The 13,236-nt window shown below is 69.2% G+C and carries 11 protein-coding genes; 4 read left to right on the plus strand and 7 right to left on the minus strand.

The window, feature by feature from the left end; genetic code table 11:
• Window positions 1-250: 250 nt before the first annotated feature.
• Window positions 251-778, plus strand: a complete 528-nt coding sequence (locus tag ACFZDI_RS17445) for a universal stress protein (protein WP_010047889.1) — start codon at window positions 251-253, stop codon at window positions 776-778.
• 115 nt (window positions 779-893) lie between these two features.
• Window positions 894-1,454, plus strand: a complete 561-nt coding sequence (locus ACFZDI_RS17450; RefSeq protein ID WP_391251436.1) for a GPR1/FUN34/YaaH family transporter — start codon at window positions 894-896, stop codon at window positions 1,452-1,454.
• 177 nt (window positions 1,455-1,631) lie between these two features.
• Here the strand turns inward: ACFZDI_RS17450 and glmS are convergent, their stop codons facing one another.
• Together glmS and ACFZDI_RS17460 are read right to left on the minus strand one after the other, a co-directional pair.
• Window positions 1,632-3,449: a glutamine--fructose-6-phosphate transaminase (isomerizing) gene (gene glmS, locus ACFZDI_RS17455; RefSeq protein WP_234847838.1), complete on the minus strand. Its 1,818-nt coding sequence runs from the start codon at window positions 3,447-3,449 to the stop codon at window positions 1,632-1,634.
• Between the two features lie 12 nt (window positions 3,450-3,461).
• Entirely contained in the window at window positions 3,462-3,719 is a 258-nt protein-coding gene (locus ACFZDI_RS17460) for a hypothetical protein (RefSeq protein ID WP_030838058.1), read from the minus strand.
• 186 nt (window positions 3,720-3,905) lie between these two features.
• Here ACFZDI_RS17460 and ACFZDI_RS17465 point away from each other — a divergent pair, with 186 nt between their 5' ends.
• Entirely contained in the window at window positions 3,906-5,471 is a 1,566-nt protein-coding gene (locus tag ACFZDI_RS17465) for a fibronectin type III domain-containing protein (protein ID WP_391251439.1), read from the plus strand.
• Between the two features lie 7 nt (window positions 5,472-5,478).
• On the opposite strand, the gene ACFZDI_RS17470 is transcribed toward ACFZDI_RS17465, so the two are convergent.
• Window positions 5,479-6,360, minus strand: coding sequence for a DUF4429 domain-containing protein (locus tag ACFZDI_RS17470; protein ID WP_391251441.1), 882 nt, complete (start codon window positions 6,358-6,360; stop codon window positions 5,479-5,481).
• A gap of 94 nt (window positions 6,361-6,454) precedes the next feature.
• On the opposite strand from ACFZDI_RS17470, the gene ACFZDI_RS17475 reads away from it, so the two are divergent.
• Complete coding sequence (locus ACFZDI_RS17475) at window positions 6,455-8,044, plus strand: family 20 glycosylhydrolase (protein ID WP_391251443.1); 1,590 nt, start codon at window positions 6,455-6,457, stop codon at window positions 8,042-8,044.
• Between the two features lie 104 nt (window positions 8,045-8,148).
• Here ACFZDI_RS17475 and ACFZDI_RS17480 read toward each other — a convergent pair whose 3' ends face one another.
• Genes ACFZDI_RS17480 through desA form a run of 4 tightly spaced genes read right to left on the minus strand, consistent with a single transcriptional unit; the run spans window position 8,149 to window position 13,166 of the window.
• Window positions 8,149-9,918 carry an IucA/IucC family protein gene (locus ACFZDI_RS17480; RefSeq protein ID WP_391251445.1) on the minus strand — a complete coding sequence of 590 codons (1,770 nt, stop codon included), beginning with the start codon at window positions 9,916-9,918 and terminating at the stop codon, window positions 8,149-8,151.
• Complete coding sequence (locus tag ACFZDI_RS17485; RefSeq protein ID WP_391251447.1) at window positions 9,915-10,466, minus strand: GNAT family N-acetyltransferase; 552 nt, start codon at window positions 10,464-10,466, stop codon at window positions 9,915-9,917. Before ACFZDI_RS17485 ends, ACFZDI_RS17480 begins: the two co-directional genes overlap by 4 nt.
• Entirely contained in the window at window positions 10,463-11,740 is a 1,278-nt protein-coding gene (locus tag ACFZDI_RS17490; protein WP_391251449.1) for a SidA/IucD/PvdA family monooxygenase, read from the minus strand. Before ACFZDI_RS17490 ends, ACFZDI_RS17485 begins: the two co-directional genes overlap by 4 nt.
• Entirely contained in the window at window positions 11,724-13,166 is a 1,443-nt protein-coding gene (desA, locus tag ACFZDI_RS17495; protein ID WP_391251451.1) for a lysine decarboxylase DesA, read from the minus strand. The genes ACFZDI_RS17490 and desA overlap by 17 nt, the downstream gene beginning before the upstream one ends.
• Window positions 13,167-13,236 lie beyond the last annotated feature (70 nt).

The raw sequence follows: 13,236 nt of genomic DNA on the forward strand, positions 1-13,236 counted from the left end.
CTGGCTGCACCGATCACCGTCACGGGTCAGTGAATCCCGTGCAAACCGCCTGTACAGCGCAGCAACCATTGCGTTACGGGCGGTGCCTCGTGCATGCTCCCTGGAACCCGCACGCACAGTGAGCGGGATCTGGGCTAAGGAGGCGTGCCGCCGTACCCTTGGGGGTATGGGGTCGGGAAGACCAATCCCGGACACAGCTCCGCCGCACATGTTGTCCCTCCCGTATAAGGATCACGACGCCGAGACAGCCATGGCCGGTCACGAATTCTTCGAACCCGCGGACCGCAAGCGGCCCGTCGCCGATCCCACGGCGGCCGAGCCCCTGGCGGCGGAAGAGCCACGCCATTCCTGCGATCCCGCGTTCAAGCACGGGGTCGTCGTCGGCTTCGACGGCTCCACGTCCAGTGAGCGCGCCCTGGCCTACGCGATCGGGATGGCCCATCGTTCCGGATCGGGCCTGATCATCGTCCACGTCGCCAACCGGCTGCCGACCACGGTGTGGGCCGGCTGTGAGCCGCCGGTGTTCGTGGACGTGCCGGACCACCGCACCGAGGTGCTCGGTCTGGAGCTGGCCTGTGCGGACTACCTCGCCGAGGTGCCCTGGATCCTGGTCGAGCGCGGCGGCGACATCTGCCACGAACTCGAAGAGGTCGGCCGTGAGTACGAGGCCGACGCGATCGTCGTCGGCTCCACCCACGGCATCGTCGGGCGCATCTTCGGCTCGGTCGCGGGGCGGCTCGCCAAGCGGGCGCAGCGGCCCGTCATCGTCATTCCCTGAGCTTCAACTCCCTTGGTGCACCGCGCGAATCTCCTCGCGCGCAGAGGTGTTTGTGCCCTTGTGAAGGGCATATACGGAGCACCGCACAACTGCACGTGCACGAAGGGAGCCCGCCGTGGACGAAGACGCCTCCGCGGGACGCGGAATCACGACCGTGGCCGGTCGACTCGCCCTCGCCATCACCCTGTTGGCCTTCGGGCTGGGGCACACCGCGGTGATCGACGGCGTCTCGGCCGCTGACGCAGTGTCAATCGCCCAGTACGTGGGCGGAGTCGCCCTGTTCGTCGCGGGCCTCGTGGCCCTGCGGGAAGGGGACGCCGCCGGTGGTCCGGCGTTCTCGGTGCTCGGGGCGCTGTGGTTCACGTGGGCCGTGTCCGACGGCGCCCGCGGCAACGGGGCAGGGGTGTTCCTGCTGTTGTTCGCCCTGGTGGCCCTGTCGTTGACGCTCGCGGGCGGGGACCGGCTGGGGCGCGGCGTGTACGGGCTGTTCTTCGTCGCCCTGTTGCTCATGGCGGTCGCCGAGTTCGCGGGCAACGACGGGCTCACCAAGGCGGGCGGCTGGTTCGCCGTCGCCGCGGGTGCGGTGGCCTGGTACGCGGCGACTGCGGCGTCGGCGCACTGGCCTGCGGCGCTTTCGCGGCGGGCTGCCGGCCGGGGGGTGACGGCCACCGGCTGAATCGGCAGCCGACGTCGGGGAGTTGGGCGGCTTCCCGACGATGAAAACGGACCCCCTGTGCCTTGGTGGCAGCACATGGGGGTCCGTCCCCTTTTTGCGCCTAAACCGGCGCCGCTCTCGCGGACGTGGTGGCTCGCCGCGGGGGTTCCTCAATGACCGCTTCGGTGGGGAGAGCTTTTATTCCACCGTCACCGACTTGGCGAGGTTGCGGGGCTTGTCGATGTCGCGGCCGAGTACCAGTGCCGTGTGGTACGCCAGGAGCTGGAGCGGGATGCCCATCAGGATCGGGTCCAGCTCGTCCTCGTTCTTGGGGACGACGATCGTCTCGTCGGCCTTCTCCTGGGGCTGGTGGGCCACGGCGAGGATCTTGCCGCTGCGGGCCTTGATCTCCTCCATGGCGGCGCGGTTCTTCTCCAGCAGATCGTCGTCGGGGACGATCGCCACCGTCGGCAGGGCCGGCTCGATCAGGGCCAGGGGGCCGTGCTTGAGTTCCGAGGCGGGGTAGGCCTCGGCGTGGATGTAGGAGATCTCCTTGAGCTTCAGGGAGGCCTCACGGGCCACGGGGTAGCCCCGGACACGGCCGATGAAGAGCATCGAGCGGGCCTCGGCGAACTGCAGGGCCAGCTTCTTGACCTCCTCCTCCTGCTGGAGGATCTCGGAGATCTGGGCGGGCAGCTTGCGCAGGCCCTCGATGATCCGCTTGCCGTCGCTGACCGAGAGGTCGCGGGTGCGGCCCAGGTGGAGGGCGAGCAGGGCGAAGGCGACCGTGGTGTTGGTGAAGCACTTGGTGGAGACGACGCAGACCTCGGGTCCGGCGTGCACGTAGATGCCGCCGTCGGCCTCACGGGCGATCGCCGAGCCCACGACGTTCACCACGCCGAGGACACGCGCGCCCTTGCGCTTGAGCTCCTGCACGGCGGCCAGCACGTCGTAGGTCTCGCCGGACTGGGACACCGCCACGTAGAGGGTGTCGGGGTCGACGACCGCGTTGCGGTAGCGGAACTCCGAGGCCGGCTCGGCGTCGGCGGGGATGCGGGCCAGCTGCTCGATCATCTGGGCGCCGATCATGCCCGCGTGGTACGAGGTGCCGCAGCCGAGGATCTTCACGCGGCGGATCCGCCGGGCCTCGCGGGCGTCCAGGTTGAGGCCGCCCAGGTGCACGGTGGAGAAGCGGTCGTCGATGCGGCCGCGCAGCACGCGGTCCACGGCGTCGGCCTGCTCGTGGATCTCCTTGTGCATGTACGTGTCGTGGCCGCCCATGTCGTAGGAGGCGGCCTCCCACTCCACGGTGGTGGGCTCGGCGGTGGTGCGGGTGCCCTCGGTGGTGTAGGTGCGGAAGTCGTCGGCCTTCAGAGTTGCCATCTCGCCGTCGTCGAGGGTGACGATCTGCCGCGTGTGGGAGACCAGCGCGGCGATGTCGGAGGCGACGAACATCTCCTTCTCGCCGATGCCGAGGACGACCGGGGAGCCGTTGCGGGCGACGACGATCCGGTCGGGGAAGTCGGCGTGCATGACGGCGATGCCGTACGTGCCCTCGATGACCCGGAGGGTCTCGCGGACCTTGTCCTCCAGCTTGGTCGCCTGCGAGCGGGCGATGAGGTGGACGAGGACCTCGGTGTCGGTCTCGGAGAGGAACTCGATGCCGTCCGCCTCGAGCTTGCGGCGCAGGTCGGAAGCGTTGTCGATGATGCCGTTGTGGACGACGGCGACCTTGCCCTCGGCGTCCAGGTGCGGGTGGGCGTTCACGTCGGACGGGGCGCCGTGGGTGGCCCAGCGGGTGTGGGCGATGCCGGTGGTGCCCTTGAAGCGGGCCGGGACCTTGGCCTCGAGGTCGCGGACGCGGCCCTTGGCCTTGACCATCTTCAGGCCGGACGTCTTCGGGGACGTGACGACGATGCCCGCGGAGTCGTAGCCGCGGTACTCCAGGCGCTGCAGGCCCTCCAGGAGCAGGGGCGCGACGTCACGCTTCCCGATGTAACCGACGATTCCGCACATGTATACGTATTCCTAGCCGTAGACGATGCGCCGCAGCTGCCGGAGCGAGAGCTCCGGCGGGGCCACCGCGCGGTATTTGAGGTCCGCCTCGATCCGTTCGAAGATCGCCGCGTTGACCAGGCCCTGGGCCTGGAGCTCGCGGTGGCGGCGACGGACGTACTCCTCGGTCGTCTCGTCGAAGTAGGCGAGCACGTCCTGGATCACACGCAGCGCCTCGCCCCGGCCGAGGGCGGTGGACCGCGTCAGGTGATCAACGAGTTCGTCGTGCACTCGCTAGATCCTGAGCTACCGAAGCCGCTTACGCAAGAATCCTGCCCGATTTCAGGCAGATGTCTGTGGGGAGTCCTTGGGGGAACATTGAACCCGTCATGAGCGCTTGTTCGTGGCCCGTCCACCGGACGTCCGGCATCCCGTTGCCCGAGGCGTCGATTTTTGGACGCCATGGACACTCCTCGTATGGGCGTACCCGAGCCGCTCGCCGAGCGCATGAGCATGGCCGAGCAGCACGAGTACCTGCGCACAAGATTCTCCAGGCGCACGATGATCAGAGGCGGTGCCGTCACACTCGGCGCCGTCACGGGTGGCGCGTTCGTGCCCGGTGCCACCGCCCGGGCCGCCGTGCCGACCGCCCGCACCGCCCCGGCCGCCGAGGCCGTCGACGGCGCTCACGTCGCCCCCTTCGGCCGCCACCTCGCCTACGGCGCCGACCCGCGCACCGAGATGACCGTCTCCTGGCAGGTTCCCGTCGCCGTCAAGAAGCCCTTCCTCCGCATCGGCGCCCACCCCGGGGACCTCTCCCGCACGATCGACGCCGAGGTCCGCACCCTGTTCACGCCCGCCGGCATCGGCGCGAGCGGCAACCACACTCAGTACTACGTCCACGCCAGGCTGAGCCGTCTCAAGCCGGGCCGGACCCACTACTACGGCGTCGGCCACCAGGGCTTCGACCCGGCCGCACCGCACCTGCTCGGGACCCTCGGCACCTTCACCACCGCCCCCGCGCACAAGGCGCCGTTCACCTTCACGGCCTTCGGTGACGAGGGCGTCGGCTACCACGGCCTCGCCAACAACATCCTGCTGCTCGGCCAGAACCCGGCCTTCCACCTGCACGCCGGCGACATCGCCTACGCCGACCCCTCCGGCTCCGGCCGGACCTCCGACACCGGCTTCGACTCCCGGATCTGGGACCAGTTCCTCGCCCGGACCGAGTCCGTCGCCAGGTCCGTCCCGTGGATGCCCGCCTACGGCAACCACGACATGGAGGCCTGGTACTCGCCCAACGGCTACGGCGGCGAGGAGGCCCGCTGGACGCTGCCCGACAACGGCCCCGACAAGAAGAACCTGCCGGGCGTCTACTCCTTCGTCCACGGCAACACGGCCGTCGTCTCGCTCGACGCCAACGACATCTCCTTCGAGATCCCGGCCAACCTCGGCATCTCCGGCGGCACCCAGACCAAGTGGCTGGAGGCTCAGCTGAAGAAGTACCGCGCCTCCCGCGACGTCGACTTCATCGTCGTGTTCTTCCACCACTGCGCCTACTGCACCTCCACCGCCCACGCCTCCGAGGGCGGGGTCCGGCAGGAGTGGGTGCCGCTGTTCGAGAAGTACACCGTGGACCTGGTCGTCAACGGCCACAACCACCAGTACGAGCGCACCGACGTCATCAAGGGGAACAAGGTCGCCAAGAAGCTCCCGATCGGCGGCACGGCCTACCCCGAGACCGAGGGCGTGGTGTACGTGACGGCCGGTGCGGCCGGCCGCAGCCTCTACGCCTTCAGCGCCCCGCTGTCGTACGAGGGCAACGAACACGACGTGGACTCCGTCGCCTCCTTCGTCAACGTCGAGGGCGGCAAGCAGAACGAGACTGTCGCCTGGTCCCGGGTGCGCTACCTCGACTACTCCTTCCTGCGCGTGGACGTCACCCCCGCGCCGAAGGGGCACCTGGCCACGCTGACGGTGCGCGGCATCGCCGAGAGCGGTGACCAGGTGGACCACTTCACGGTGGTGCGCCGGGCGAAGTAGCCGCGTGCTACATCCGCTTGAGGATCGCCTGCTTGGCCAGGGTGAACTCCTCGTCCGTCAGCACCCCCGAGCGGTGCAGCTCGCCGAGTTCGCGCAGGCGGCGCAGCAGGGCGTCGTGGTCGGCCTCGGACGACGCGACCGAAGCGGAAGGCGGCTCCGGTCGCGCGTCCACCGGGTCGGCGGCGGCCCGGGCCGGGTGCGGAAGCCTGGCCTGGACCGCCGCCGCGACCAGCGCCATCAGCGGGTCCTTCTTGAAGCCCCACAGTTCCACCGCGTTCGGGTCGTACTTGGGCGGGGCCTTGGTGGGCGCGTTCCGCACGGTGAAGCGCAGATGGCCGTTCTCCAGACCGGCCGCCGGGTGCCACTCCACGCCCGTGATGTCGGCGAGGGCGAGCGTGCGGGTGCCGGCCGCGGCCTTGGCGTCCTCCGTCTTCCAGTTCCACTCCAGCCGTATGCGCTCGCCGTCGAAGCCGGCGGTGCCGTCCCCGGCGGAGACCGACAGGGGGACGGAGGGGCCCGGCAGCAGGTACGCGTCGACCGGCCCGGCGGGGACCTGGTCGAGGAGCAGGGCGCTGCGCACCTCGTCCACGAAGTACTCGGCGACGCCGTACCGGTCGGACTCCACGACCAGTTGGTACGGGTCGTGCGGCTCGGTGAGCCGGCCGCCGGTGGCGTGCAGCAGCGGGTCGGCGCCGTCCCGCAACCGCAGCCTGAGCCGCCCCGACTTCTTGCCCTGCTCCAGGGAGACACCGGCCAACGCCCCTAACGGAACGACCAGTTCACCCAGTTCTCTGCGCAACAGACTGACGTTCTTGTCCCGTCCGGGAGTCAGCCGCAGCGCGTCCCCGTCGAAGGCCCATGTGCCGTCCTTCTGGATGATTTCCGCCATGGGGTGGATTGTTCCACCCGACTCACGAGAGTCTGGTCCAGACCTCTTGGAGCTCGACGGCTCGTGAAGGGACACGCTTGTGAGAGATGGCCGTGTGAGACAGCACCGCAGAACGCTCCGCCTGCTCGGTCCCCTGCTGCTGGTCGCGATGGCCGCCTCGGTCACCGGGGCCGCCCCCGCACCGCCGGCGCCGACCACCCCGCTCGACCGGGTGGTCCCCGCGCCCGCCTCCGTCACCCCGGGCGGATCCCCGTACCGGATCACCCGCGGCACCCACATCCGCATCGACGGAACCCGCGAGGCCCGGGGCGTCGGCGAGTACCTCGCGACGATCCTGCGCCCCTCGACCGGCTATCCCCTCCCCGTCACCACCCGGGGAGCCGGAGGCATCCGGCTGCGCCTCGCCGAGGGCCCCTTCGGTGCCGAGGGCTACCGGCTCGACAGCGGACGGAGCGGCCTCACCCTCACCGCCGCCCGGCCCGCCGGCCTCTTCCACGGCGTGCAGACGCTGCGTCAACTGCTGCCCGCGGCCGTCGAGAAGGACACCGTCCAGCCCGGCCCCTGGCTGGTCGCGGGCGGCACGATCAAGGACAGTCCGCGCTATGGCTGGCGCGGCGCCATGCTCGACGTCTCCCGGCACTTCTTCACCGTCGAGCAGGTCAAGCGCTACGTCGACCAGCTCGCCCTCTACAAGATCAACAAACTGCATCTGCACCTCAGCGACGACCAGGGCTGGCGCATCGCCGTCGACTCCTGGCCGCGGCTTGCCACCTACGGCGGTTCGACCGAGGTCGGCGGCGGTCCCGGCGGTTTCTACACCAAGGCCGACTACAAGGAGATCGTGCGGTACGCCGCCTCCCGCCACCTGGAGGTCGTCCCCGAGATCGACATGCCCGGCCACACGAACGCGGCGCTGGCTTCGTACGCCGAGCTGAACTGCGACGGTGTCGCGCCCCCGCTCTACACCGGCACCGAGGTCGGCTTCAGCTCGCTGTGCGCCGGCAAGGAGGTCACGTACGACTTCGTGGACGACGTGATCCGGGAGATCGCCGCGCTCACCCCGGGCGCGTACCTGCACATCGGGGGCGACGAGGCGCACTCCACGAGCCATGAGGACTACGTGAAGTTCATGGACCGGGTGCAGCCGATCGTCGCGAAGTACGGCAAGACGGTCGTGGGCTGGCACCAGCTGACGGGAGCGTCCCCGGCGAAGGGGGCTCTCGCCCAGTACTGGGGGCTGGACGGCACCGGTGCGGAGGAGAAGGCGCGGGTGGTGAAGGCCGCGCAGGCCGGGACGGGGCTGATCCTGTCTCCGGCGGACCGGGTGTATCTCGACATGAAGTACACGAAGGAGACGCCGCTGGGGTTGTCGTGGGCGGGGTACGTCGAGGTGAAGCGGTCCTACGACTGGGATCCCGGGGCGTATCTGCCCGGGGTGCCGGGCGGGGCCGTACGGGGGGTCGAGGCGCCGATGTGGTCGGAGACGCTCGAGAACTCCGAGCACATCGAGTTCATGGCGTTTCCGCGGTTGCCCGGTGTCGCCGAGTTGGGATGGTCGTCGGCGGCTTCTCATGACTGGGAGCGGTACAAGGGGCGGCTTGCCGCGCAGGCGGAGCGGTGGGACGCGCTGGGCATCGACTATTACAGGTCGCCCCAGGTGCCGTGGGGCACTGCGGGGCGGTGAATCGTCTGCGGGTGCGTGGGGGCTGGGCGCGCAGTTCCCCGCGCCCGTGAAAGACGCGCACCCCCGGTGGACCGTACACCGGGGGTGCGCGTCTGTCTGTGGGGTCAGAAGTCCGCGATCGGGTTCCTCAAGCTGCCCACCAGCTGGAGGGCGCCCGACGGGTCGGACAGGTCGACCATCTGTTCGTTGTTGCGGAGTTGGAGGCGGTTGAGGCAGGAGAGGGCGAACTCGGGGGCGAACATGTCGTACTGACGGAACTTGTCGGCGAGTTCGGGCATCGACTCCTGGTAGGCGCGGGTCACCTCCGCGACCGTGCGCCAGAAGTCGTCCTCCGCCAGGATCCCCTCGGTGGCGAGGTTCGCCGCGAGGAAGCGGAAGAAGCAGTCGAAGACGTCCGTGAAGATCGACAGGAGCTTCTTGTCGTCCGGGACCTCCACCCGCAGCCGCTCGACCGTCGGCGGCAGTACCGCGTCCGGGTCCATGACCGCGATCTCCTCGGCGATGTCCTTGTAGATCGCGCGCTGCACGACCCCGTCCTTCAGCACCAGGATGACGTTCTCACCGTGCGGCATGAACACCAGGTCGTAGGCGTAGAAGCTGTGCAGGAGGGGCGTGAAGTAGGCCTGGAGGTAGCGGCGCAGCCACTCCGTCGGGGCGAGGCCCGACTGCTCGATCAGCGCGCCCGCGACGGACGCGCCCTCGTGGTCGACGTGCACCAGGGACGCCATGGTGGCCAGGGACTCGCCCTCGCCCAGGGACGGCACCGGGCTCTCCCGCCACAGCGCGGCGAGCATCTTGCGGTACGGCGAGTAGCGGTCCGTGGCCCGCTCGTACTCCAGGTGCCGGTAGCCGACGGCCGCCCGCTCCCGGATGATCGACAGTCCGGTGGACTTGAGCACCGGGTCACCCTCGATGAGCTGGGCCAGCCAGTCGTTGATGGCCGGGGTGGCCTCCATGTAGGCCGCCGAGAGTCCGCGCATGAAGCCCATGTTGATGACCGACAGCGCCGTTTTGACGTAGTGCTTGCCGGGGCTGGTGCGGTTGAAGAAGGTCCGGATGGACTGCTGCGCCAGGTACTCGTCGTCGCCCTCGCCCAGGCACACCAGGTGCCGGCGGGCCACCTCGGCGGCGAAGGTGACGCTGAGCTTGTTCCACCACTGCCAGGGGTGGACCGGGATCAGCAGGTAGTCGCCGGGGTCCAGGTCCTGGTCGCGCAGCACGCCGTGGAAGCGCTCGACGGTCTCCGCGCCGAGTTCCTCGCGCAGGAACGACTCGTACTCGATGCCGACACCGGCCGTGAACGCGGCGCGGGACCGGTGCGCGGCCAGCCACACCAGGCGGACCGGGCTCGCCGTCTCCGGTGCGTAGGACAGGTACTCGTGGATGCCGAAGCCGAGCCGGCCGTTGTTGGCGACGAAGCAGGGGTGGCCCTCGGTCATCCCCGTCTCGATGGCCTGGAAGTCACCGCGGGCCAGTTCGGCCGCCGTGGTCCTCGGCTTGGTGAGTTTGTAGCAGGTGCCGGAGAGCGTGGAGGAGATCTCCTCCAGGTACACCGGCAGGATGGCGTCGCTCAGGCCCAGGGACTTCCGCAGTTCGATGAAGAAGTCCAGCGCGGCGAGCGGGACTTCGGTGCCGTCGCGGTGGCGGGTGATCGACTCGGCGTCGACCTGCCAGTGGTCCAGGGCCCGGCGGGTGGCGGTGAAGCGGTAGCTCGTCAGGCCGTCGTCGCTGTGGACGACGTAACCCTCACCGTCCTGCTCGGGGGTGATCAGCCGCTCGTGCGCGAACTCGGCGAGGGCCTTGCGGATCAGGAGGCGGTTGGCCCGCGCCCAGCGGTGGGGGGACAGGTGCGCTACGGCGTCGGACAGGGTCATACGGCTACTCCTCGGGCGGCCAGGAACTGCGCACGCGTGCAGAAGCTGAGCAGCGCGCGCTTCTCCGGCTTGTCGATCTCGCGCTCGGCCACGAAGCCGACGGCCTCGTTCAGCGCGTGTACTGCCTTGTTGGCGACGTCGGGCTCCACCACGACCCGGCGGGTGCGCGGGTCGGCGAACAGCTCCTCCATCACGGTCGTGATGACGGCCCGGGTGAAGCCGTGGATCGGCCGGTCGGTCGGCGCGACCAGGAAGTGCATGCCGACGTCGCCGGGCTCCGGGTCGTACAGCCCGACCAGCTCCACGTACCGGGGGTCGTACTTCTCCATGAGGAACGCGGGCCGGCCCTCGTGCAGGCCGATGAAGGCGTCATGGTGCTCGTGTGCGGCGATCCGCATGTACTCGCGCTCGACGTCCTCGAGTTTCGCGTCCTGCATCATCCAGTAGGCCGCCTTGGGGTGGGTGACCCAGGAGTGCAGCAGCTCGGCGTCCTTCAGCGGGTCGAGCGGGCGGACGGTGAGCGTTCCGATACCGGTGGCGGCGCTCATACGGCGAACTCCTGGAAGGCGATCGTCTTCTCCACCGGGTAGTACTCGCTGCCGAGCAGCTCACGGATGATGTACGCGTTCCGGTACGGACCCATGCCGAGGTCGGGGCTGGTGATGCTGTGCGTGTGGACGCCGGCGTTCTGCAGGAAGACGCCCCGGCCGGTGACGTCGATCGCGTAGTTGCGGGCGACGTCGAAGTTGCCCTGCGAGTCGTAGACCAGGCGGTCCTTGACGGGGGCCAGGAACTCCGGCTCGGCGTACCGGTAGCCGGTCGCCAGGACCAGGCCCTGCGACTCCAGCTCGAAGTCCTTGCCCTGCTCCTCCTGGCGGAAGCCCAGGGTGTAGGTGCCGTTGTCGTACCGGGCGGTGTGGAGTGAGGAGTTGGTGAGCAGCCGGGTGGGGACGGGGCCGCCGAGGTTCTTCTGGTAGAGCAGGTCGAAGATGGCGTTGATGAGGTCGCCGTCGATGCCCTTGAACAGGCCCTTCTGCTCGGCGGTGAGGCGGTAGCGGGTCGCCTCGGGCAGCTCGCGGAAGTAGTCGACGTACTCGGGGGACGTCATCTCCAGCGTGAGCTTGGTGTACTCCAGCGGGAAGAAGCGCGGGGAGCGGGTCACCCAGTTCAGCCGGTAGCCGTGGACGTCGATCTCGCTGAGCAGGTCGTAGTAGATCTCGGCGGCCGACTGGCCGGAGCCGACCAGGGTGATGGAGTCCTTCTTCTGCAGCTCCGCCTTGTGGCTGAGGTAGCGGGAATTGTGGAGGAAGTCGCCGTCCAGGCCCTGGCAGGCCTCGGGTATGTAGGGCGGGGTGCCGGTGCCGAGGACCAGCTGACGGGCCCGGTAGATGTCGCCGGCGGTGGTCCGCACGACGTAGAGCTCGTCCTCGTACGTCACCTCGGCGACCGTCGTGCCGAAGCGGATGCTGCTCAGTTTGCCCGCGGCCCAGCGGCAGTAGTCGTCGTACTCGACGCGCAGCGGGTAGAAGTTCTCACGGATGTAGAACGAGTAGAGCCGGCCCTTCTCCTTCAGGTAGTTGAGGAAGGAGTACGGGGACGTCGGGTCGGCGAGGGTGACCAGGTCCGACATGAACGGCGTCTGGAGGTGGGCACCGTCCAGGAACATGCCGGCGTGCCACTCGAAGTCGGGCTTCGACTCCAGGAAGACACCGTCGAGTTCGTCGATCGGTTCGGTCAGGCAGGCCAGGCCGAGGTTGAAGGGGCCGAGCCCGATGCCCACGAAGTCATGGGGTCTGGTGGGGTTTTCAGGACGCGCGGTCAAGGGACTCTCCCAGGTACTGCTCGGCGTGGCCGGCGATCAGATCGAGGACGGCGGCGATGTCGGACGCCTGCGTCTCGGGGTTGAGCAGGGTGAACTTCAGGTAGTGGCGGCCGCCGACCTTGGTGCCCGCGACGATGGCGTCACCGGAGGCGAACAGGGCCTTGCGGGCGTAGAGGTTGGCGCGGTCGATCTCGGCGGGGTCGGTGACGGCCGCCGGGATGTAGCGGAAGACGAGGGTGGACAGGCTCGGCTCCACGACGACGTCGAAGCGCGGGTCGGCGGCGATCATCCGCCAGCCCTCCCGGGCCAGGTCGCACACCTCGTCGAAGAGCTGCCCGATGCCGTCGGCGCCCATGGTCCGCAGGGTCATCCACAGCTTCAGGGCATCGAAACGGCGGGTGGTCTGCAGGGACTTGTCGACCTGGTTGGGGATGCGCTCCTCCACCATGCGCCGCGGGTTGAGGTACTCGGCGTGGTAGGTGGCGTGGCGCAGCGTGGCGGCGTCCCGCACGAGCACGGCCGAGGAACTCACCGGCTGGAAGAAGGACTTGTGGTAGTCGACGGTGACCGAGTCGGCGCGCTCGATGCCGCCGATGCGGTCCCGGTGCTTCAGGGAGGCCAGCAGACCGCAGCCGTAGGCGGCGTCGACATGCATCCAGGTGCCGAACTGCTCGCACAGCTCGGCGATCTCGGGCAGCGGGTCGATGGAGCCGAAGTCGGTGGTGCCGGCGGTGGCGACGACGGCCATGGGGACGAGGCCGTCCTTCGTGCAGCGCTCCAGCTCGCGGGCGAGGGCGACGGTCTGCATGCGCTTGTCGTGGTCGACGGGTATGGAGACCACGGCGTCCTGGCCGAGCCCGAGCAGCTTCGCGGATTTCTTCACGCTGAAGTGGCTGACCTCGGAGGCGAAGATGCGCAGTTTCGCCGACGAGTCGGTCTTCGCCTCCTCGCGGGCGAGCAGCAGCGCCTGGAGGTTTGACTGGGTGCCGCCGGAGGTGAACACGCCGTCGGCGGCGGGGCCGAGACCGATGCGGTCGGTTGTCCAGTCGATCAGCTTCCGCTCGATGAGGGTGCCGCCGGCCGACTGGTCCCAGGTGTCCAGGGAGGAGTTCACGGCGGACAGGACGGCCTCGCCGAGCACGGCCGGGATGACGACCGGGCAGTTCAGGTGGGCGAGGTAGCGGGGGTGGTGGAAGTAGATCGCGTCCCGGAGGTAGACGTCCTCCAGTTCGTCGAGCACCGCGGTGGTGTCGTGCAGCGGCTTGTCGAGGTCGATCCCGTCGATGCGGGGGGCGAGGGCGTCGACGCTGATGCCGGTGAACGGCCGTTCGGTGGCGGCGAGTTTGGCGGCCACCCGCTCGACTCCGTCGGTCACGGAGCGGCGGTACTGCTCCGCGGTGGTGTCGTTGAGCAGGTGCGAGCGCATGTGGGGGTCCTCCGGTGGGGACGGTCCGGTGTGGGACGGGGTGGGCTGGTCTCCGGCGTCCAGTACTTAG

The sequence above is a fragment of the Streptomyces sp. NPDC007907 genome (assembly GCF_042959365.1).
Lineage (GTDB): Bacteria > Actinomycetota > Actinomycetes > Streptomycetales > Streptomycetaceae > Streptomyces > Streptomyces indiaensis.

Bases quoted from the DNA above. Each gene is read 5' to 3' on its own strand.
- ACFZDI_RS17445 (WP_010047889.1), top strand. From the start codon at position 251: ATGGCCGGTCACGAATTCTTCGAACCCGCGGACCGCAAGCGGCCCGTC.
- glmS (WP_234847838.1), bottom strand. From the start codon at position 3,449: ATGTGCGGAATCGTCGGTTACATCGGGAAGCGTGACGTCGCGCCCCTG.
- ACFZDI_RS17470 (WP_391251441.1), bottom strand. From the start codon at position 6,360: ATGGCGGAAATCATCCAGAAGGACGGCACATGGGCCTTCGACGGGGAC.
- ACFZDI_RS17465 (WP_391251439.1), top strand. From the start codon at position 3,906: ATGGGCGTACCCGAGCCGCTCGCCGAGCGCATGAGCATGGCCGAGCAG.
- ACFZDI_RS17480 (WP_391251445.1), bottom strand. From the start codon at position 9,918: ATGACCCTGTCCGACGCCGTAGCGCACCTGTCCCCCCACCGCTGGGCG.
- ACFZDI_RS17485 (WP_391251447.1), bottom strand. From the start codon at position 10,466: ATGAGCGCCGCCACCGGTATCGGAACGCTCACCGTCCGCCCGCTCGAC.
- desA (WP_391251451.1), bottom strand. From the start codon at position 13,166: ATGCGCTCGCACCTGCTCAACGACACCACCGCGGAGCAGTACCGCCGC.